Below are 20,934 nucleotides of genomic sequence, written 5' to 3'. Positions count from 1 at the left end.
GAAATTTCATATGTGCACGCCACCTCTTTGACCGGTATCAACGGTGAAAAGGGTTGCGCAGTGCACCTCGCGCGCGGCCATATAATCGACAGGGTTGCAAGCCAACGCACCTGCGCGCCGCCCTGGCCGTTCACCGGAGACCGTCCAATGTTCCTCGCCCATCGTCATCGTTTGGCGCGGCTGCGCCGAGCGTTCCTGTTTCCTATATACGCATGAGAGCGCTTCAGGTCCTGGTGGGGTGCCATGGGTAACCGTCCCGTCGCCGCGCTGGCGCCGGCGTTCGCGCCGCCGCGGCTGATCGCGCACGTGGTCAACCGGCTCGATGCCGGCGGCGCCGGCGACAGCCTGCTTGACCTGATCGCGCACATGCCGGGCGACCGCTATCGTCATGCGGTGCTGTGCCTGCGCGACCATGCACTGCTGCACACCCATCTGCGCGAACATGGGGTCGAAGTGATCGACCTGCACAAGCGGGACGGTCCGGACCCGGGCCACTTCCTGCGCATGGTGCGCGCCCTGCGCGCGCTGCGGCCGGACCTGGTGCATACCCGCAACCTGGGCGGCCTGGAAGGGCAGCTGGCGGCGGCGCTGGCGGGAGTGCGGCTGCGCGTGCATGGCGAATATGCGCGCGAATCCGCACCCGGACCAGGCAGGGAGTCCGCCGGCCCCGGCCGCAAACGCCCGCCCGGCTTCCTGCGCCGCGCGCTACGACCGCTGGTCGGCCACTACATCGCCGTCAGCGCCGAGCAGGAGCGCTGGCTGATCGAACAGGTCGGCGCCGAGCCTTCGCGGGTGTCGCACATCTCGAACGGCGTCGACAGCCTCGAATTCCACCCGCGCCTCGGCCCGCACGCCGCAGTGGGCCCCGACGGCTTCATGCGCGACGATGCCTTCGTGATCGGCAGCGTCGGGCGCATGGACGACGCCAAGAACGACACCACCCTGGTCGAAGCCTTCCTGCGCCTGATCTCCTCGCCCCACGCGGCGCACAGCCGCCTGCGCCTGCTGATCGTGGGCGACGGACCGATGCGCGCCGAATGCCAGGCGATGCTCGAACGCGCCGGCGCCGGGCAGCGCGCCTGGCTGCCGGGCGAACGGCTGGATACCGCCCAGCTGATGCGCGCGATGGATTTGATGGTGCTGCCGGCGCTGGCCGAAGTCAGCGGCAACGTGCTGCTCGAAGCGATGGCGACCGGGCTGCCGGTCGTCGCCACCTCGGTCGGGGTGCACAAGGAACTGGTGCAGCCGGGCCTGACCGGCATCCTGGTGCCGCCGATGTCGCCGGACGTGATGGCGGCGGCAATCGCCGACTACTGCCGCATCCCCGAGATGGGCGCCCGCCACGGCGCGCGCGCGCGCGGCCAGGTGATCGCCCACCACAGCCTGCCGGCGATGGCGCGCAGCTATCTTGCGGTGTACGACGCGCTGGCCGGCGGCTGAACGCGGCCGCCAGCCCTAGCCCGGCTCCAGTACCGAGGCGTCCACACGCGTTGCCACAGCCACCCCATCGCGCCGCCCGCGCGCCAGCCATTGTTCCAGCATCAGGAGGCGCCAGACCGTCTGTCCGTGCGCCGCCGGGTCTTGGGGCAGGCGCCGCGCGAGCAGCAGGTCGATGAATTCGCGGCGCAGGATGCGCCGCTTCGAGAGACTCGACAGGCTGTCGTAGGCGAGCGCACGCACCCTGGCGTCGCCCAGCAGCCAGCGCCCGAACGGCAGCGTCACGGCGCCGGCCGCATAGTCGGCCACATAAGCCGGCGCGGGCGCGCCGAGTTCGCGTAGCGCCCGCGAGAACAGGCGCTGCGGCCCGTTGCCGCTCTTGTGGCGTGGCGCCAGGCGCGCCGCCATGGCGACCACCGCGTCGTCCAGGTAAGGCAGCCCGGCCTGCACGCCGGCCGCCGCGCAGGCTGCGGCGAAGGCGGGCACGATCCGGCACGGTAGGTCGCCCTGCAGTTCGAGGTCGACCGCGCGGTTGACGGCGCTGCGCGCCTGCGCCAGCCACCAGGCCTCCTCCTGCACGGCGGCGGGCGCATCCGGGTCGACCAGTTCGAGGAAAGCCGGCTCGAACACATTCGCGGTGCCGTGGGCGAGCAGTGCGTTGCGGCGGCGCAGCCGGGCCAGCGGCGGCGCCATGGCGTGTTCGATGCGGCTGCGCAGGCCCTCCAGCATCGGCAGGCGCGCGCCCGGCCCAAACAGGAGTGGTTCGATCAGTAACTGGCGCAGCGCGCCCGGCAGGCGTTCATAGGCGTTGGCCTGCGCCAGGCCGGCGTAGCGCCGTCCGCGTCCGAACAGTTGGGCCGCGCCGAATGCGCCGTGCAGGCGCTCGACGCCATCCTCGCGCGCCATGCGGCCGGCAAACAGCATGGCGACGGCGGCCTGGTCGCCGCAGGGCGCATCCGCAGCCTGCGCGAGCGCGGCGACCGCGTCGGCCACGTCGCTGCCGTCGATGACCTGCTCGCGGTGGCGGCTGCCGATCTTGCGCGCCGCCGCGCGTGCGTTTGCCAGGATCGCCCCGTCGCCGCGGTTTTCGCCGACCCTGTAGCCGATCGCATAGGTATGCACCGGCGCCCCGCCGCGCTGCAGCAGCGTGGCCGCCAGCGTGGCGCCGGCACCGCCCGCCAGCATCACCGCGGCCCGCGGCGGCACATTGGGGCCGTGCGGCGTGCAGTCGAGGGCCAGCGCCAGCGCGTCGAGCAGCGCCGTCTGCGGGACCGGGTCGACCGCGTGCTCGGTGTAGCGCATGCGCCAGTAGCGGATGCGTTCGACGCGGCCGCCGTGCAGGTGCAGGCATTCGCCCGGGGCCAGCCGGCGCTGGCCGGCGAACATGGTGCGTGGCCCGTGCACCGCGTGCAGGTACAGGTAATCGAACAGGGCTTGCGGATCGAGTTCGCGCCCGGCGCCGGGATGGCGCGCCAGCGCTTCCATGCTGCTGGCAAAGACCAGGCCGCGGCCGGCCATCTGATAGAACAGCGGCCGCGTGGCGCAGCGGTCGACCGCCAGCAGGGCTTCGCCGCGCCGTTCGTCGAGCAAGGCAAAGGCAAAGTGCCCGGACAGCGCCGCGCAGGCGCGGGCGCCGTGCGCGCGCCACAAGCGTGCGATCGCGTCGGCCTGGGCGCCGAAGCTGGCGATCAGGAGGCCATCCTGGTGGTACAGGCTGGCCTCGGCGGAAGCGGCGGCGAGCGCCATCGCGCCCAGGCTGTGGGCGGCGCTGCGCAAGGGCTGCGCCAGGGTGAACGGCGCGGCCATGTCGGCCAGCTGCATGGCCGCTGGCTCTCGTGAAAACCAGCCGCACAGGCCGCTCATGGCGCGCCCCGCGCCGCCACGTCGGCAAACAGCGGCGCCAGTTCGCCGGCCAGCAGCGCGCGGTCGATCTGGCCATCGCGCGCACGCGGCAAGGGTGCGCGCCGCACGTCGACCATGGCCGGCAGCATGTGCTGCGGCAGGCGCGCGCGGCAGGCGCCGAACAGGATCGAGGAATCGAGCCGGGCGCCCTGGCGCGGCGTCGCCAGCACGGCAATCACTTGTCCGAGTACAGGATGGGCGACCCCGACCGCCGCCGCCTCGGCCACCAGGCCGGTGCCGATGACGATCTTTTCCACCTCGCGCCCGCTGATGCGGTAGCCGCCGGTGGTGATGGTGTCGTTGCGCCCTTCGCTCAGGTACAGGTAGCCGTCGAGGTCCTTGCGCGCGCTCAGGCCCGGCCAGTAGCCGGTATCGCTCTGCGCCAGGCCCGCGCCGGGAGGCAGGGAGCGGAACTGTTCGCAGCTGGCGCCGGGGTCGTTCCACCAGCCCGATCCCACCAGCGCGCCGCGGCGCACCAGTTCTCCGGTCTCGCCCGGCGCGCATTCGCGCCCGTCGGCGCGGAGCACCAGCCAGTCCGAGTACGGCAGCGCGCGCCCGATCGAACCGGGCCGTTCGTCGAGCTGGGACGGCATCAGGCTGGTCGAGCGGCACGCCTCGCCGATGTCGTACAGCAGGTGGATGCGGGTGCGCGGCAGCGCCGCGCGCAGCGTGGCCAGCGCGTCGCGTTCGAGGCCGCCGGCGGCGCAGGCGGCGTAGCGCAGGCAGTCGGCCGTGCGTCCGAGGTCGTGCGCGGCCAGCGCATTCCAGGTGCCGGGCAGCGCGGCCAGCGCGGTGATCTCGCCGCGTTCGAGCAGGCGCGCCAGCGCCGCCGGGTCCGGCGAGCCGGCGGGCGTCGCCGCCCCGGCGCCGTCGAGCACCACGGTAGCGCCGGCGCTCAAGGTCGCCAGCAGGACGTTGACGCCGTAATCGCCGGCGAACGGCAGCGCGGCCAGCACCCGGTCGCCGGGCCGGATACCGAGGCAGCGCGCGCTCGAAGCAGCGCCCGCGACCAAGTTAGACTGCGACAGGACCAGCGCACGCTCGCCGGTACCGTCCGTGGCGGCTGCGCCATAGATCAGTGCGCCCAGGCCCGGCTCGCCGCCTGCTGCCGGGCAGGATGGCGCCGCGGAGGCGAGGAAGTTGTCCCAGCCGAGCACTGGCGCCTGGCCGCTGCGTGGGACGCCGCCGCCGTGCACGACGATGGCGCGCAATGCCGGACAGCTGCCGGCGGCGTCGCCGAGCGCATCGAGGCCGGCTGCATCCGTGATTAACACGCGTGCGCCGCAGTCGCGCAGGCGCGAAGTGACTGCCGCCGCAGCGCAGCGCAGGTCGAGCGGCACAAGAGCGCAGCCCGCGTGCGAAGTGCCCAGCAAGGCCACCACGGCCGCCGTCGATGGCGGCAGGCCCAGTGCGACGCGATCACCGCCGGCCACGCCGAGCGCGCTCAGCGCAGCGCCGCAGGCGGCCACCGCACCGGCGAGCCCGGCGTAGCTGATGCGTTCGGAACCGTGGCGCAAGGCGGTCGCGGTGGGCGACCACAGCGCCGCCGCGTCGATCAGTTCATGTACCAGCTGAGCCATTTTTTTCCCAATCTTGCTGAACGTAAAAATCCATGATTGAGAAAAACTGCAAACGGGTTATTGACCCATATCAATTGATATTGCTTGGGCTCAGCTGTCTCCGCGCAAGGCGGTGCGGCGGCACGCGTGTCAAATTGACATAAATATACGATCGTTACACCGACAAACCGGCTTCGACACGCCCAGCGCGCCGATGCTCACAGTGCAGGAGACAAGCGGCCATGAATGCTCCGCTGCTGACCACGCCGCGCGTGGAGCCATTTTTCTTCGATGCCGAGCCTGGAACGCGTTTCAGCCTCTATCACGCACCCAATCCCCAGGTCGCGCCGCGCGGTGCGATCCTCTACGTCCATCCGTTTGCGGGCGAACTCAACCGCACGCGGCGGATGGCGGCGCTGCAATCGCGCGCCTTTGCCGCGCTCGGGTATGCGGTGCTGCAGATCGACCTGTTCGGCTGCGGCGACAGCTGCGGCGAATTCAGCGCCGGCCGCTGGCAGATCTGGCACGACGACCTCGACCTGGCCGCGGCCTGGCTGGCAGACCGCGACAGCGGCCCCCTGACCCTGTGGGGCGTGCGCCTGGGCGGCTTGCTGGCGCTGGACGCGGCGGCGCGCCTGCAGGCACGCCGCGTGCTGCTGTGGCAGCCGTTCATGAGCGGCCGCGCCTGCATCAACCAGTTCCTGCGCCTGTCCGAGCAGCTGGTCGACCCGGCGCCGGGCGCACCGCGCAGCACGGCCGCGCTGCGCGCGCAACTGGCCGTGCATGGCACGATCGAAGTGAACGGCTTCGAAGTGGCGGTGCCGCTGGTAAAGGCGATCGATGCCTGCGACGCCGCCCATGTGACCCTGCCGCCGTGCGCCGTGCACTGGTTCGCGTATGGCGGCGCCGCGCCGGCTAAACTGGCGGCCAGTGCACTTCGGCTGGGCGAACGCTGGGGCGCCGCCGGGGCCGCCCTGCACTTCCACCCGCTCGAAGGCACGCCGGACTGGAATGGCGCGGGCGAACTCGACCTGCCGGAGCTGCGCGCGGCCACCTGCAGCCTGTTTTCAGGAGATCCCGCATGAAGCTCGAACAACGCGCCTTGCGCTTCCACGCCCGGGGCGCGGCGCTGATCGGCATCGTCGACGTGCCGGAGCGCCCGCTGGCGCGCGGCATGCTGGTCCTGCCCGACAGCACCCAGTACCGCACCGGCAGCCACCGCCAGTTCACCCTGCTCTCGCGCCTGCTGGCCGCGCGCGGGGTGGCGGTGATGCGCTTCGACCGCATGGGCGCCGGCGACAGCGACGGCGACGCGGCGGCGCAGACGTTGGACGACGTCGGCGCGGCGATGAAAGAATTTTTCATCCACGTGCCCGAAATGAAAGAATCGGTCATCCTGGCGCCCGGCGACGCCGCCGGTTGCGCCGCGCTGTATGCGGCGCAGGATGCGCGCGTAACCGGGCTGGCGCTGCTCGATCCGCTACTGCCGCGCTGCCCGAATGCGGCAGCGGCGGAGGCGGCAGCGGGCGCACCGGGGCAGGTGGCGGAATCCGGCGTGCGCTACGGCCCGCGTTCGGCCGCCGACCGCCTGCTGCGCCGCGCCGCGGCGCTGGGCTTCCCGATCGGGCGCGCCGCCAGCCGGGCCGGCCGGGACGATGGACGACATACCACCAGCCAGGGCGTGGCGCCCGCCCTGGCACAGGCGCTGGCCGGCTTCAGCGGGCGCGTGCTGCTGGTCAGTGGCGACGCCGCTCCCGGCGGCCAGGATCCTACCCGCGACCTCGCGGGCCAGTACCCGCGCAGCCGGCGCGTCGAAATCGCCCATGCCGGGGTCGACGTGCGCCGTAGCGCCTGGCGCGATGCGGTGGCTTTTGCATGCGCCAGCTGGCTCGGATCCTGGTAACCCGGGCAATGCCCGGGCTCCGTTGACCGGGAGCCCGGGGCACTGCCCCGGGATGCATGCATCGTGGCAGCGCCTCGGCAGGATGCACGCACCGTGGCAGCCCTGGAATTCACGGGGCGCGGGGAGGCCAAATCGTCTATGATCATGCCTCTGTACAAATATAAAATGTGCCATGAAATTTGACGTCGCAATCGTCGGCAGCGGTCTGGCCGGCTTGTCGGTGGCTTTGCACCTCGCGCAAACGCGCAAGGTCGCCATCATCTCGAAACGTGCGCTGCTCGATGGCGCCAGCAACTGGGCCCAGGGCGGCATCGCCGCCGTACTCGATTCCGGCGACAGCCACGACCAGCACATCGCCGATACCCTGGTCGCCGGCGCCGGCCTGTGCGACGAAGCCGCCACCCGTTACATCGTCGAACACGGCCGCGAAGCGATCGAATGGCTGATCGAGCAAGGCGTGCCGTTTACGCGCGATGCGACGGCGGAACTGGGCTTTCACCTGACGCGCGAGGGCGGGCACAGCCAGCGCCGCATCATCCACGCCGCCGACGCCACCGGCCATGCGGTGCAGGTCACGCTGGAACAGAAAGTACGCGCCCATCCGAACATCTCGCTGTTCGAGCACCACTGCGCGATCGACGTCATCACCTCCGACAAGCTGACGGGTAAAGCGGTCCATGGCGGCGTGCCCCACCTGGTCGGCCAGCCGCGCTGCCACGGCCTCTACGTGCAGGACGAAGAGAGCGGCAAGGTCCTGACCTTCGAAGCCGAGCATACGGTGCTGGCCACCGGCGGCGCCGGCAAGGTCTACCTCTACACCACCAATCCCGACACCGCCACCGGCGACGGCATCGCCATGGCCTGGCGCGCCGGCTGCCGCGTCTCGAACATGGAATTCATCCAGTTCCATCCGACCTGCCTGTACCACCCGTACGCCAAATCCTTCCTCATCACGGAAGCGATCCGCGGCGAAGGCGGCCTGTTGAAATTGCCGCCGGAAGCGGGCATCGCCGCCGGCACGCGCTTCATGCCGGCCCACGACGAACGCGGCGAACTCGCGCCGCGCGACGTGGTCGCGCGCGCGATCGACTTCGAGATGAAAAAGCGCGGCCTCGATTACGTCCACCTCGACATCAGCCACCAGAGTCCCGAATTCCTGCAGGAGCACTTCCCGACCATTTACGCGCGCTGCCTGGAACTGGGCATCGACATTACCAAGGAACCGATTCCCGTGGTGCCGGCCGTGCACTTCACCTGCGGCGGCGTGGTCACCGACCTGGCCGGCCGCACCGACATCCCCGGCCTGTACGCCGTCGGCGAAACCGCCTGCACCGGCCTGCACGGCGCCAACCGCCTGGCCAGCAATTCGCTGCTCGAATGCGTGGTGGTCGGACGCGCCTGCGCCAGCCAGATCGCCGCCGCGCCGCCGATCGAGAATCCGCCGCTGCCGCCGTGGGACGAAAGCCGCGTCACCAACGCCGATGAGGAAGTCGTCATCGCCCACAACTGGGACGAACTGCGCCGCTTCATGTGGAACTACGTCGGCATCGTGCGCACCACCAAGCGCCTCGAGCGCGCCCAGCACCGCATCGCGCTGCTCAAGGAAGAGATCGACGAGTACTACCGCAACTTCCGCATCACCCATGATCTGCTCGAGCTGCGCAACCTGGTCGACGTGGCCTCATTGATCGTCAACAGCGCCCTGTCGCGCCGCGAAAGCCGCGGCCTGCATTATTCGCGCGACTATCCGGACACCCTGCCGAAAGCCCTGCCGAGCGTACTGACTCCGGACCGCCGCTGAACTTCGCTATGCTGTAGATAATGCCCGCCCTTTCGCGGCGGGCGTTTTTATATCCCCATGACCCGCAAACTCACCCTTTCCACGGCCGCGCTGTTGACGGTCCCGCCGCTGCTCTGGGCCGGCAACGCCATCGTCGGCCGGATGGTGCGCGACGCCGTGCCGCCGATGACCCTCAACCTGCTGCGCTGGACGATCGCGCTCCTGGTGCTGGTGCCGCTCGGGCGCGCCGCGCTCAAACCCGGCAGCGGCGTGCTGGCCAACTGGCGCCGCCTGAGCATGCTCGGCCTGCTCGGCATCGGCCTCTACAACTCGCTGCAATACCTGGCGCTGCAAAGCTCGACGCCGATCAACGTCACCCTGGTGGCGTCGGGCATGCCGGTCTGGATGCTGCTGGTCGGGAAGCTGTTCTACAAGGCGCCGGTCAAGCCGAAGCAGGTCGGTGGCGCCGTGCTGTCGATCCTGGGTGTGCTGGTGGTGCTGTGCCGCGGCGACATCCACCAGCTGGCCGCGCTGCGCCTGGTGGCGGGCGACCTGTACATGATCCTGGCGACGATCGCCTGGTCGTTCTACAGCTGGATGCTGATGCAGCAGCGCGATCCATCGCACCTGCGCGCCGACTGGGCCGCCTTCCTGCTGGCCCAGGTCGGCTACGGCGTGCTGTGGTGCGCGGCGCTGTCAAGCCTGGAATGGACGCTGGCCGACGTCCACGTCGCCTGGAGCTGGCCGCTGGCTGCCGCGCTGCTGTACGTGGCGATCGGGCCGGCCATCCTCGCCATGCGCTGCTGGGGGGCCGGCCTGCAGCAGGCCGGGCCGACGCTGGGTTCCTTCTTCATCAACCTGACGCCGCTGTTCACGGCGCTGCTGTCTTCGGCCTTCCTGGGCGAGGCGCCGCACCTGTACCATGCGCTGGCGTTCGGGCTGATCGTCGGCGGCATCGCAGTCTCGGCGCGCTGAAGCCTCACGGCGCCATCAGGTTCGTGGTCCACCAGACGCTGCCGATCTTCCACTTGCCATCGACGTTCTTCATCATCTGCCAGGTCTCGATACCGTAGTTCCAGACCTTGCCGTCCTCGACGAATTCGTAATCGAACATCACCCAGGCTACATGCTTATCCTGGGTGATTTTGACGTTGTAGAAACGCTCCTCGACCGGCACCTTGCTCTCGCGGATAAACTGCACGAAATCGTGGAAGCCGCCGGCGCGCAGGCCGTTGGCGTTCGGCTCGAACTCGGCGCGGATCTTGCGGATCGTCTCGGGCGATGCCGGCGACGACCACGGGATGTCGGCGTGCAGCATCAGCCCGGCCAGCTGGCGGATGTTCTTGGTCTTGAGCGCGGTCTGGAAATCGGCCACGACCTGGTTGATTTCGCGCCGGTCCTCGGGTGTCGTCGTGTAGCGGCCGATATGAGCCGGCACGTCCGGGGCCGGTACCTCGGCGGCAATCGCCGGTGTTGCGCCGGCCAGCAGTGCGGCCAGCAGGGTCAGGCATATGGTTCGCATGGGTTGTCCTTTGTGATGTAAAGAAGTGAAGTCAAGTCGTCAGGCTAGCGGCGGCCCGGTGCGGCGGCAACCGCGTTGGGATGAACACCCGGAATCGTGTGTCGGATGAACCCGCAAGGGTGCTACGATCCTCGGCAGAACGGGAGGATGCATCGCGATGGCTGAAGGACTCGACGTACACGACAGCACGACAGAACAGGCGGACGCATTGGCCGGTTTCCTCTTGCGCCACCCGAAGACGCTGGTGCTGACCGGGGCCGGCCTGTCGACCGCCTCGGGCATTCCCGATTACCGCGACCGCGACGGTGTACGGCGCGGGCGCCAGCCGATCCAGGGTCCGGAATTCCGGCGCTCGCCGGCGGTGCAGCGGCGCTACTGGGCACGCAGCATGATCGGCTGGCCGGTGCTGGCGCTGGCGCGCCCGAACGCCGGGCACGAGGCGCTGGCGGCGCTGGAAGCGGCCGGCCACCTGGGCGCCCTTATCACGCAAAACGTCGACGGCCTGCACGGGCGCGCCGGCAGCCATGCCGTGCTCGAACTGCACGGGAACATCCACTCGGTGATCTGCCTCGGCTGTGGCGCGCGGGTGCCGCGCGCGTTCGTGCAATCGCAGCTGGTAGCGGCCAATCCGCAGGTGGCCAACGCCCCGGCCCAGCCGCTGCCCGACGGCGACGCCCAGGTCGAGCCGGAATTCCTCGACGACTTCCAGCTGCCGCTGTGCAGCCATTGCGGCGGCACGCTGATGCCGGACGTCGTCTTCTTCGGCGATAACGTCCCCGCCGCGCGCACCGCCTGCGCGCTGGCGCAGATGGCCGCCGCCGACGCCTTGCTGGTCGTGGGGTCGTCGCTGATGGTGTACTCGGGCTTTCGCTTCTGCCGCCTGGCGCAGGAAGCCGGCAAGCCGATCGCCGCGGTGAACCTGGGCCGCACCCGGGCCGACCACATGCTCGACCTGAAGATCGAACAATCCGCAGAACGGCTGCTGCCGCAAGTGGCCGCACGGCTGCACGCGGGCCGCACGCCGCTACCGCTACCGCTACCGCTTGAACATATCAATGAAAGGGGAGTATTTTGACGACATCGCTCGAACACCGCCGCCATCCCGAGGGCCGCATGCGTCCCGGCCTGCTGCTCGGTGCACTGGCCCTGGCCGCCTCCTGGCTGGTGGTACGCAACAAGACGGCCCAGGCCGAACGCGAGCATCCGCCGCGCGGCAAATTCGTCGAGGTCGACGGCGTGCGCCTGCACTACCTGGAACGCGGCAGCGGGCCGGCGCTGGTGCTGTTGCACGGGAACGGCGTGTTTGCCACCGATTTCGAGTACAGCGGCCTGGTCGACAAGCTGAGCGAACGCTACCGCGTGATCGCCTTCGACCGCCCCGGCTATGGCTACAGCGAGCGCCCGCGCACCACGGTGTGGACACCGGACGCCCAGGCGCGCCTGCTGCATAGCGCGCTGCGGCAGATCGGGGTCGACTCGGCCATCGTGCTGGGCCATTCCTGGGGCACGATGGTGGCGCTGGCGATGGGCTTGCAGGAGCCGGATGCCGTGCGCGGCCTGGTGCTGCTGTCGGGTTACTATTACCCCACCCTGCGCCTGGACGTTCCGGTCGTCGGCCAGCCGGCGATTCCGGTCGTCGGCGACGTGCTGCGCTACACGCTCACGCCGCTGCTCGGGCGCGCACTGTGGCCGCTGGCGGCAAAGCGCGTGTTCGCGCCCTTGAACGTGGCGGCGGAATTCCGCAGGATCTCGCCCTGGATGGCGCTGCGCCCCGGTCAGCTGCGCGCCAGCGGCGCCGAGGCCGTGCTGATGGGACCGGCCGCGGTCTCGCTCTCGAAGCGCCTCGGCGAATTGCGGGTACCGGTGCAGATCATCAGCGGCACCCAGGACAGGATCGTCAAGCCGGCGCCCAATTCCGAGCGGCTGCATGCGGACCTGCAGGAGGCGGGCCAATCGAGCGAGCTGCACCTGCAACCGGGCGTCGGCCACATGGTGCATTACGCGCACCCGGAGCCGATCGTGCGCGCGGTGGATGCGATCGCCGCGCAGGCTGGGGAACCGGCTGGATTGCGCAGTCCGCAGGAGGAAGCATTGGCGATAGCGAGCGAGAGCGGAGTGTAGCGTCGCCTCGGAATAAAAAATGGGCGGGATAACCCGCCCATCTTCATTCACACGAAACGCCGCTTCAACCGACAATGCGCAGCGAAAAATCCGTTGCGCGTACATCCTTGGTCAGGCTGCCGATCGAAATCCGGTCGACGCCTGTCTCGGCGATCGCCCGCACGGTTTCCATGTTGATGCCGCCCGAGGCTTCCAGCAACGCGCGGCCGGCGTTCACCGTCACGGCCTCGCGCATCATCGCCAGGTCGAAGTTATCGAGCAGGACCGACTTGACGCCCGCCGCGAGCGCCTCTTCCAGCTGGGCGATGGTTTCCACTTCGATCTGCACGGTCACACCTGCATCCAGCGCCGCCGCGTTGTTCAGCGCCGCAGTAATGCCGCCGGCCGCGGCGATGTGGTTTTCCTTGATCAGGATGCCGTCGTACAGGGCCATGCGCTGGTTCTTTCCGCCGCCGACGCGCACCGCGTACTTCTGCGCCTGGCGCAGGCCCGGCAGGGTCTTGCGGGTGTCGAGGATGGCGGCGCTGGTGCCCCGGACCACGTCGACGTAGGTGCGGGTGGCAGTCGCCACGCCCGAGAGCAGCTGCATGAAGTTCAGCGCGCCGCGTTCGGCGGTGAGCAGCGAGCGCGGCGAACCGGCGATCGTGCAGACCACGCTGTCCTTTGCCATCAGGTCGCCCTCGGCGTATTTCCAGTCGATGTCGATGTCCCGGTCGACCGCCAGCATCACGCCTTCGAACCAGGGCGCGCCGCACAGGACCGCCGTTTCGCGCACGATGACGCGCGCCTGGGCACGCGGTTCCTCAGGGACGAGCATGCCGGTCAGGTCGCCGGTGCCGACGTCTTCCAGCAGCGCAGCCAGGATGTTCTGTTCGAACGACGCTTGCAGCTTTTCGTCGAAAGCGTCATGGGGATTCTTCAAGGTCGTCATGCGGGGCCCACATTCGAAAACAGGTTGGTGTTTTGCTCGAGCGCGCCGCTTGGCAGCGCTTGCGCCTTTTTCGCGGCCGCGAAGTCGAGCATGCGGTCGATCGCGCGCACGGCCTGGACGCCGATGGCCGGGTCGACGAAGACTTCGTTGGCGCCAGATTCCAGTACGTCCGCCAGGTTTTTCAGGCCGTTCATTGCCATCCACGGGCAGTGCGCGCAGCTTTTGCAGGTGGCGCTGTTGCCGGCGGTCGGCGCTTCGATGAAGTGTTTACCTGGCGCGGCCGCGCGCATCTTGTGCAGGATGCCGTTGTCGGTGGCGACGATGAAGTGGGTCGCCGGCAGCGTCACGGCAGCGTTGATCAGCTGGGTGGTCGAGCCGACCACGTCGGCCTGGGCCACCACGTTGGCGGGCGACTCCGGGTGCACCAGCACTTTCGCGTCCGGGTACTCGGCCCTCAAGAGGTCGAGTTCGATGCCCTTGAACTCGTCGTGCACGATGCAGGAACCCTGCCACAGCAGCATGTCGGCGCCGGTCTGCTTCTGGATGTACGAGCCCAGGTGCCGGTCGGGCGCCCACAAAATTTTCTTGCCCTGCGCGTGCAGGTGCTTGACGATGTCGAGGCCGATCGAAGACGTCACCATCCAGTCGGCGCGCGCTTTCACGGCGGCGCTGGTGTTGGCGTAGACGACGACGGTGCGGTCCGGATGCTGGTCGCAGAAGGCGGCGAATTCATCGGCCGGGCAGCCCAGGTCGAGCGAACAGGTCGCTTCCAGGTCCGGCATCAGGATGGTCTTTTCGGGACTGAGGATTTTCGCCGTCTCGCCCATGAAGCGCACGCCGGCGACGACCAGGGTCTTGGCCGGATGGTCGCGGCCGAAGCGCGCCATTTCCAGCGAGTCGGAGACGCAGCCGCCGGTTTCTTCGGCCAGGTCTTGCAGGTCGGGGTCGACGTAGTAGTGGGCGACCAGGACGGCTTGTTTTTCTTTCAGGAGGCGGCGGATGCGGTCTTTAAGTTCGGCTTTTTCTTGCGGCGACGGGGTGGCGGGAATACGTGCCCAGGCTTGCGCCGTGCAGGCGTTGCCGCCTCGCGGGTGGTCGTAGTCGTAGGTCTGGATTGGCTGGATGTTCATGCGCTGTATGCTCTTATAGTTGGGCAGTGATACCGGCGCCGGCCTGCTGGCGCTGGTTGAACGCGTGGGCGGGGAACCCGCCCACCTTACGGGGTCATGCGGGCCAGGTGCCCGCATGACAAGCCACTACGTAGATCAGTCGATGCCCTGGCTGGTCAGGTACTCTTCGTACGTGCCGCGGAAGTCGACAACTTCGTTTTCCTTTACTTCCAGCACGCGCGTGGCGAGCGAGGAGACGAATTCGCGGTCGTGCGAGACGAACACCAGCGTGCCTTCGTATTTGTCCAGCGCGATGTTGAGCGACTCGATCGATTCCATGTCCATGTGGTTGGTCGGTTCGTCGAGCAGCATGACGTTGTGACGGCCCAGCATCAGCTTGCCGTACATCATGCGGCCCTTCTCGCCACCGGACAGCACTTTCACCGATTTCTTGACTTCGTCGCCGCCGAACAGCAGGCGGCCCAGGATCGAGCGCACGGCCAGGTCGTCGTCGCCCTCTTTCGTCCAGCGGCCCATCCAGTCGGTCAGGATGTCGTCTTTCGGGAATTCCTCGGTCGGATCCTGCGGCATGTAGCCGACGTTGGCGTTCTCGGCCCACTTCACGCGGCCGTGGTCGGCGTCGAGGCCGGTCACGTCCTTGCCGCCGATGCAGCGCAGCAGCGTCGTTTTACCGGCGCCGTTGGCGCCGATGATGGCGACGCGCTCGCCCGCCTCGATCATGATCGAGAAGTTCTTGAACAGGGTGCGGTCGTAGGACTTGGTCAAGCCCTCGGTCTCCACAGCCAGGCGGTGCAGCTTCTTCTCGCCTTCGAAGCGCACGAACGGATAGGCGCGCGAGGATGGCTTGAAGTCTTCGATCTTGATCTTGTCGATCATCTTGGCGCGCGAGGTGGCCTGGCGTGCCTTGGACTTGTTGGCCGAGAAGCGGCGCACGAATTCCTGCAGTTCGGCGACCTTTTCCTTGGCCTTGGCATTGTTCGCCAGCTGCTGGTTGCGCGCCTGGGTCGAGGCCAGCATGTAGTCGTCGTAGGAACCCGGGTAGACCTTCAAGGTGCCGTAGTCCATGTCGGCGATGTGGGTGCAGACCTGGTTCAGGAAGTGACGATCGTGCGAGATGATGATCATCGTCGAGTTACGCTGGTTCAGCACGTCTTCCAGCCAGCGGATCGTGTTGATGTCCAGGTTGTTGGTCGGCTCGTCGAGCAGCAGGATGTCCGGATTCGAGAACAGGGCCTGGGCCAGCAGCACGCGCAGCTTCCAGCCCGGCGCCACGGCGCTCATCGGTCCCTGGTGCAGGTCGCTGGCGATTTCCAGGCCCAGCAGCAGTTCGCCGGCGCGCGCTTCGGCCGAGTAGCCGTCGTATTCGGCAACCTTGCCTTCGAGCTCGGCCGCTTTCATGTAGTCGTCGTCGGTCGCTTCCGGATTGGCGTAGATGGCGTCGCGCTCGGCGATCGCATTCCACAGCTCGGTGTGGCCCATCATGACGACGTCGAGCACGCGCACGTCCTCATACGCGAACTGGTCCTGGCGCAGCTTGCCCAGGCGCTCGCCCGGATCGAGGCTGACGTTGCCGCTTGAAGGCTCGAGGTCGCCGCCGAGGATCTTCATGAACGTCGACTTGCCGCAGCCGTTGGCGCCGATCAGGCCGTAGCGGTTGCCTTCGCCAAACTTGACGGAGATGTTCTCGAAGAGCGGCTTGGAGCCGAATTGCATTGTGATGTTAGCTGTGGAGAGCACTGAAAAGCCTTTGGAAGCGTGTTCGATTAACCGGTTATTTTACCACCGTGCCGGGGGCCACGTCGGGTAATCGCTGATCGTCAGCCGGAAACCTTCGCTGTTCGACACCAGCGACGCCTGCGCGCCGAACGGGATCGTGACCCGGCGTGGAATATGCCCGAAAGACAGCCCGGTCACCACCGGAATCGGCAAGGTCTGGCGCAGGTAAGCGAGCATGGCGTCGAAATCGTAGCCATTTTCCATCGTCCCCAGGCGGTAGCCGGAAAAGTCGCCCAGCACCAGCGCCTGCTGGCGCGCAAGGATGCCGGCCTGGTGCAGCTGCAGGATCATGCGCTCGACCCGGTAGGGATGCTCGGCGATGTCTTCGACGAACAGGATGCCGCCGTCGATGCGCGGGAACCATTCGGTGCCGATCAGTGAAGCGATCATGGCCAGGTTGCCGCCCCAGATCGTGCCGGCCGCTTCTACGCGCGGATTGCCGCGGGCGCTCTCATTGACTGTGTGCGTGGGGCCGGCCAGGCAGGCCCAGAAATCGTCGAGCGTGAACTGGTTCAGCTCCTGCGCGCCGAAATCGTTGGCGACGAACGGGCCGGCATAGCTTTGCGCCCCCGCCTTCGCATACAGGCCCATCTGCAGCGCGGTGATGTCGGAGTAGCCGACGAATAGTTTGCGTCCCGCCGCCAAACGCTCGAAATCGATGGCCGGTAGCAGGCGCGTCAGGCCGTAGCCGCCGCGCACGGCCATCACCAGGTCGACCTCGGGGTTGTCCGCTGCGGCGTAGAGGGTCGCCAGGCGCGCCGCGTCGGTGCCGCCGAAGCGCTGGTGGATCGCGCCGTGATCGTAGTAATTGTGCACGCGGCAGCCGCGTGCTGCGAGATAGGCGACGCCGCGCTCGACGGCGGCAGGGTCCGGCACGAAGCCGGCGGGCGCCACAATGGCGACGCCTGGTTGGGTGTGAGTCACTGAGTTGAAACCTGATGGTTATTGCCGAACGAACAGGCGCGGTGTTGAGCTGGCGGCCATCTTACCGCGCGCGTTGGCGTCGATCAAGGCAAGCAAGCGCTCGTTCAACTGGGCCGGTAAATCGTGCCCCATGCCCTGGATGACTTCCAGGCGCGCGCCCGGGATGTGGGCGGCGGTGTCTTCGCCGCAGGCGAGCGGCACCAGCGGATCGGCGGCGCCGTGGATGACCAGGGTCGGCGCCCCGATCGAGCGCAGCAGCTCGCCGCGCTCGGGCGCAGCGGCGATCGCCGCCATCTGGCGCGCCACGCCGGCCGGGCAATAGCAGCGTCGCAAGGCGCGCGCGGCGCGCCGGCGCAACTGCTTTTCCGGGGTCGGATAGGCGGGACTGCCGATCGCGCGCTGCAGCGCGACCGCGGTGTCGATGATCGCGTCGACGTCGTTCGGATCGCCAGGGCGCGCCAGCAGCGCCTGGCGCACGGCGGGCGCCGGCCCGGGCAAACCCCGTTTACCGCTGCTCGACATGATCGAGGCAAGGCTGAGCACGCGCTGCGGATGGCGCGCCGCCAGGATCTGCGCCACCATGCCGCCCATCGACACCCCGACCAGGTGCGCGCGCGCGACACCCAGCGCGGAGAGCACGCCGAGCGCATCGTCGGCCATGTCGTCGAGCTGGTAGGCGGGCCGCCGCGGCAGTTTCAGGTGCGACCTGAGCCAGTGCCAGACAGGGTGCGGCTGACCGGCGCGCTCGAACTTGGTCGACAGGCCGCAGTCGCGGTGATCGAAGCGGATCACGTAGAAGCCGAGCTCGACGAGGCCGTCGACGAATTCGTCGGGCCAGCTGGTGAGCTGCATGCCGAGCCCATACACGAGCAGCAGCGGGGTCGACTTGGCGTCCCCGGCGGTGTCGAAGGCGATGCGGATTCCGTTGGCGGTCAGCGTCGGCATGGTCATGAGTCGAGTCAAGTCCCGAGCAGCAGTCCCGGGCAGCAAAGCGCGGCGCGGGCGGCAGGATGGAAACCAGCATAACATTTTCACAGCACGCGCAGCGCAAGGCTGTGCGTCGCGTGCACAGAGTGGCGCGAAAAACGCTAAGGCGCGACGTTTCGGCGTGCCGCCGCGCGCCGTTCGGCGAAGAAGCCCTTGAGCATGGCGCTCGCTTCGTCCGCCAGCACGCCGCCGACGACCTCGGTGTGGTGGTTCAGGACCTCGTGCGCGAACAGGTCGAGCACCGAGCCGCATACCCCGGTTTTGGGGTCGCTCGCGGCATACACGACGCGCGCCAGGCGCGCATGCATCATCGCCCCGGAGCACATCGCGCACGGTTCCAGCGTCACGTACAACTCGCAGCCGGGCAGCCGGTAATTGCCGAGCTTGTCGGCGGCCGCGCGCAAGGCGACAATCTCGGCGTGCGCGGTCGGATCGTGGCGCCCGATCGGCTGGTTGTAGCCGACCGCGACCACTTCGCCCTCCTTGACGACGACGGCGCCGACCGGCACCTCGCCCTCGGCGTAGGCCTGGTCTGCCTGCGCCAGCGCCAGCCTCATGAAATGGGCGTCGAGTACAGCCGCCTCGAGCGCAGCGCTGCCGTCCATCACAAGCCCGGGCAAGGCTGCGCTGTCAGGCATCGGTGATCTCGGCCCAGCAGTTCGGCGTTTCGTGCAGCACCAGTTTATGCAGGTGCAGGCCGGTGCCGAAGCGGTCGGTGTAGGCCGCCTTGAGGATGCCGAAGGCCACTTGCGCCAGGTTTTCCACGGTCGGGATGCGGTCGATCACGACCGTCTTGTGGCCGGGCAGGCTGGACAGGAATTCGCGCACCTTGTCGTCCTTTTCGTAGACGATGAAGGCGTGGTCCCAGACGTCGACCAGGTGATCCTTAGCGAGCGCCTTGATGTCGGAAAAGTCCATGATCATGCCGTTGTCGGAATTGCCTTCGGCCTGGATCACTTCACCCACCAGGGTGATTTCGAGCGTGTAGCGGTGGCCGTGCAGGTTGCGGCACTGGCTTTTATGGTCGGGAATCCGGTGCCCTGCATCGAATTCAAGCTTGCGGGTAATAGTCAACATCAGCGTGTCGGCCCAGTCATGGGATCTGTAAAAGTTTATGGGTCTGGAGGCTGAGCTTCCACTTCGGATTGTTCCGGCAAGTCTCGATCGCCAGGCGCGTATTCTGCGCGGCGAACAGGCCATCCATCGGCTGCACGAAGAAGTTCTCGAAGTCGAGCCCCTCGTAGGCGGACAGGTCCTGGTTGGCCTGCGGGATCACGACCTTGAGTTCGTTGCCCTTCCCGACCACCAGCGTCGACCCCATCTTCGGGCTGACGCAGATCCAGTCCACGCCCGGCGGCACCGGCAGGGTGCCGTTGGTTTCGATCGCGATCGTGAAGCCATGCGCGTGCATGGCCGCGATCAAGGCGTCGTCGAGTTGCAGCAGCGGCTCGCCGCCGGTAAACACCACGTACTTGCTGGGCGCATAGGTGGCCGGCCACAGGCTGTCGATCTCACGCGCCAGGCTGTCGGCGTCGCGGAACTTGCCGCCGCGTTCGCCATCGGTACCGACGAAATCGGTGTCGCAGAACGTGCAGACGCTGCTCGCGCGATCCTGCTCGCGCCCGGTCCACAGGTTGCAGCCGGAGAAGCGGCAGAACACCGCCGGCCGGCCGGCATGGGCGCCCTCGCCCTGCAAGGTATAGAAAATTTCTTTGATGCTGTAAGTCACAATAAACCTCTCGTCAACCGTCCATTATACCCGCCCCTCATGGCGCTTGCCGAGTCCCGGCCGGCACCAACCGCTTCCGTGTTGTGCTTGCCGCACAGCATGGGTATTGACTATCGACAAGACAATGCTCGGCAAGAAACGGTAACTTGACTAGAGGAAATTTCTTATAACCCGTCGGAAGGAGCGTCATGAAGAACATGCTTGCCAGGACAGCCGCTCATCTTCCGGCGCATTTTCCTGGGTATCTTCTGGTGGCGATGGTCCTGCTCGCTTGCTTCGTCGGCGCCGCCCTGCCCGCCCGGCATCCGGGCCTGTCGACAGTGACCACTGTCCTGTGGTTGCTGGGGGCCGGCGGGGCCCTGTGCCTGATGCTGCGCCGGGCCATCGACGCCGACGACCGCACCCGCGACCTGGGCCTGCGGCTGGCGCGCGAACAGGCGGCACGGCGCAGCGTCGAAGACATCCTGGCCGATACCCAGACCGTGCTGTCGAAAGTAGTGCGCCAGCAGGAAAGCGTACGCGACGGCGAGCGCGCCCGCATGGCGCGCGCGATCCACGACGAACTCGGCCAGACCCTGCTCACGCTGCGCGCCGACCTGTCGCTGCAGCAATTGGCCGCGAACGGACTCCATCCGGCGCTGCACCAGAAGACCGGCGCCATGATCGGCACGCTCGACGGCGCGCTGCGGTCGCTGCGCGCCGTGGTCAGCGATTTACGCCCGCTGGCCCTGGGCGAAGGCTTGCGCGAGGCGATCGAACGCCAGCTCGAGGAGTTCACCCGCCTGAGCGGCATTGCGCACCGGCTGGAAATCAGCCCTGGCCCGCTGGGCGAGCGGGAAATGGCCGCCTTCGAGGGCGACGCCTTGCTCTACCGTGTGCTGCAACAGGCGCTGGCCGACCTCGCCCACCAGGCCGGCGCCACCGAAGTGCGTGTCGGCTTGCAACGCGGCAACAATGGCTTGACGTTGCGCATCGACGACAACGGCCATGGCAGCCGGCGCCCCGCGGCTCCCTGCGCCTGCGGCCTGGCCGGCATGCGCGAACGGGTCGAGGCATGCGGAGGCGCCCTGCGTATCACCGCGAAATCGGATGGCAGCATGGCCCTGGCCCTGACCCTGCCCCAGGCCCGGGGGCTCGCACCCGCCTGAAAGTCAAGCCGGGCGATATTGCTGCACATCAATAGCCAGGAATGGCGCGGTCGCAGAATCGGTTCTTGTCAGCAATCAATAGATT

Annotated in this window: 19 protein-coding genes; 8 read left to right on the top strand and 11 right to left on the bottom strand. The window is 68.1% G+C overall.

Annotated features, from left to right (window positions below; all coding sequences use genetic code 11):
* The first annotated feature begins 243 nt into the window (after positions 1-243).
* Positions 244-1,440 (top strand): glycosyltransferase, encoded by a 1,197-nt coding sequence (locus AC56LG_RS22765; protein WP_497168300.1) that lies wholly within the window; start codon positions 244-246, stop codon positions 1,438-1,440.
* A 15-nt stretch (positions 1,441-1,455) separates the two neighbouring features.
* On the opposite strand, the gene AC56LG_RS22760 is transcribed toward AC56LG_RS22765, so the two are convergent.
* Both AC56LG_RS22760 and AC56LG_RS22755 read right to left on the bottom strand, forming a co-directional pair.
* Positions 1,456-3,258: an asparagine synthase-related protein gene (locus AC56LG_RS22760; RefSeq protein WP_497168299.1), complete on the bottom strand. Its 1,803-nt coding sequence runs from the start codon at positions 3,256-3,258 to the stop codon at positions 1,456-1,458.
* Positions 3,259-3,296: 38 nt separating this feature from the next.
* On the bottom strand, positions 3,297-4,919 hold the full coding sequence (locus AC56LG_RS22755; protein ID WP_497168298.1) for an AMP-binding protein: 1,623 nt from the start codon (positions 4,917-4,919) through the stop codon (positions 3,297-3,299).
* 221 nt (positions 4,920-5,140) lie between these two features.
* Between AC56LG_RS22755 and AC56LG_RS22750 the strand changes: the two genes are divergently transcribed.
* The 4 genes from AC56LG_RS22750 to AC56LG_RS22735 all read left to right on the top strand — a co-directional run bounded on the left by AC56LG_RS22750 (position 5,141) and on the right by AC56LG_RS22735 (position 9,556).
* The gene (locus AC56LG_RS22750) at positions 5,141-5,983 is read left to right on the top strand and encodes a hydrolase 2, exosortase A system-associated (protein WP_497168297.1); all 843 of its coding nucleotides are present in this window, start codon (positions 5,141-5,143) and stop codon (positions 5,981-5,983) included.
* Positions 5,980-6,801, top strand: a complete 822-nt coding sequence (locus AC56LG_RS22745) for an alpha/beta hydrolase family protein (protein ID WP_497168296.1) — start codon at positions 5,980-5,982, stop codon at positions 6,799-6,801. Before AC56LG_RS22750 ends, AC56LG_RS22745 begins: the two co-directional genes overlap by 4 nt.
* Before the next feature lie 172 nt (positions 6,802-6,973).
* Positions 6,974-8,602, top strand: coding sequence for an L-aspartate oxidase (gene nadB / locus AC56LG_RS22740; protein ID WP_497168295.1), 1,629 nt, complete (start codon positions 6,974-6,976; stop codon positions 8,600-8,602).
* A 57-nt stretch (positions 8,603-8,659) separates the two neighbouring features.
* A complete protein-coding gene (locus AC56LG_RS22735; protein WP_497168294.1) occupies positions 8,660-9,556 on the top strand; it encodes a DMT family transporter in 897 nt (298 codons plus the stop codon).
* Positions 9,557-9,560: 4 nt separating this feature from the next.
* Here AC56LG_RS22735 and AC56LG_RS22730 read toward each other — a convergent pair whose 3' ends face one another.
* On the bottom strand, positions 9,561-10,103 hold the full coding sequence (locus AC56LG_RS22730) for a Cif family virulence factor (protein WP_497168293.1): 543 nt from the start codon (positions 10,101-10,103) through the stop codon (positions 9,561-9,563).
* 157 nt (positions 10,104-10,260) lie between these two features.
* Here AC56LG_RS22730 and AC56LG_RS22725 point away from each other — a divergent pair, with 157 nt between their 5' ends.
* Entirely contained in the window at positions 10,261-11,178 is a 918-nt protein-coding gene (locus tag AC56LG_RS22725) for an NAD-dependent protein deacetylase (protein ID WP_497168292.1), read from the top strand.
* Positions 11,175-12,224: an alpha/beta fold hydrolase gene (locus AC56LG_RS22720; protein ID WP_497168291.1), complete on the top strand. Its 1,050-nt coding sequence runs from the start codon at positions 11,175-11,177 to the stop codon at positions 12,222-12,224. The genes AC56LG_RS22725 and AC56LG_RS22720 overlap by 4 nt, the downstream gene beginning before the upstream one ends.
* Before the next feature lie 64 nt (positions 12,225-12,288).
* Here AC56LG_RS22720 and nadC read toward each other — a convergent pair whose 3' ends face one another.
* The 8 genes from nadC to queE all read right to left on the bottom strand — a co-directional run bounded on the left by nadC (position 12,289) and on the right by queE (position 19,701).
* Positions 12,289-13,155: a carboxylating nicotinate-nucleotide diphosphorylase gene (nadC, locus tag AC56LG_RS22715; RefSeq protein ID WP_497168290.1), complete on the bottom strand. Its 867-nt coding sequence runs from the start codon at positions 13,153-13,155 to the stop codon at positions 12,289-12,291.
* Positions 13,152-14,285 (bottom strand): quinolinate synthase NadA, encoded by a 1,134-nt coding sequence (nadA, locus tag AC56LG_RS22710; protein WP_497168289.1) that lies wholly within the window; start codon positions 14,283-14,285, stop codon positions 13,152-13,154. Before nadA ends, nadC begins: the two co-directional genes overlap by 4 nt.
* A gap of 135 nt (positions 14,286-14,420) precedes the next feature.
* Entirely contained in the window at positions 14,421-16,022 is a 1,602-nt protein-coding gene (locus AC56LG_RS22705) for an ABC-F family ATPase (protein WP_497168288.1), read from the bottom strand.
* 39 nt (positions 16,023-16,061) lie between these two features.
* Positions 16,062-16,985, bottom strand: a complete 924-nt coding sequence (gene ldcA / locus AC56LG_RS22700; RefSeq protein WP_497168287.1) for a muramoyltetrapeptide carboxypeptidase — start codon at positions 16,983-16,985, stop codon at positions 16,062-16,064.
* Between the two features lie 18 nt (positions 16,986-17,003).
* Positions 17,004-17,930 carry an alpha/beta fold hydrolase gene (locus AC56LG_RS22695; RefSeq protein WP_497168338.1) on the bottom strand — a complete coding sequence of 309 codons (927 nt, stop codon included), beginning with the start codon at positions 17,928-17,930 and terminating at the stop codon, positions 17,004-17,006.
* Between the two features lie 143 nt (positions 17,931-18,073).
* Positions 18,074-18,577 (bottom strand): tRNA adenosine(34) deaminase TadA, encoded by a 504-nt coding sequence (tadA, locus tag AC56LG_RS22690; protein ID WP_497168337.1) that lies wholly within the window; start codon positions 18,575-18,577, stop codon positions 18,074-18,076.
* A gap of 25 nt (positions 18,578-18,602) precedes the next feature.
* Complete coding sequence (gene queD / locus AC56LG_RS22685) at positions 18,603-19,049, bottom strand: 6-carboxytetrahydropterin synthase QueD (RefSeq protein ID WP_497168286.1); 447 nt, start codon at positions 19,047-19,049, stop codon at positions 18,603-18,605.
* 16 nt (positions 19,050-19,065) lie between these two features.
* Positions 19,066-19,701 (bottom strand): 7-carboxy-7-deazaguanine synthase, encoded by a 636-nt coding sequence (gene queE, locus AC56LG_RS22680; RefSeq protein ID WP_497168285.1) that lies wholly within the window; start codon positions 19,699-19,701, stop codon positions 19,066-19,068.
* Positions 19,702-19,889: 188 nt separating this feature from the next.
* Here queE and AC56LG_RS22675 point away from each other — a divergent pair, with 188 nt between their 5' ends.
* Entirely contained in the window at positions 19,890-20,849 is a 960-nt protein-coding gene (locus AC56LG_RS22675) for a sensor histidine kinase (RefSeq protein ID WP_497168284.1), read from the top strand.
* The last annotated feature ends 85 nt before the right edge of the window (positions 20,850-20,934 follow it).

The organism is Telluria sp. ZB2R32 (genome assembly GCF_059685715.1).
Note: the sequence above shows the minus strand (reverse complement) of the source record. Positions and strands in the feature narration are given on the sequence as shown.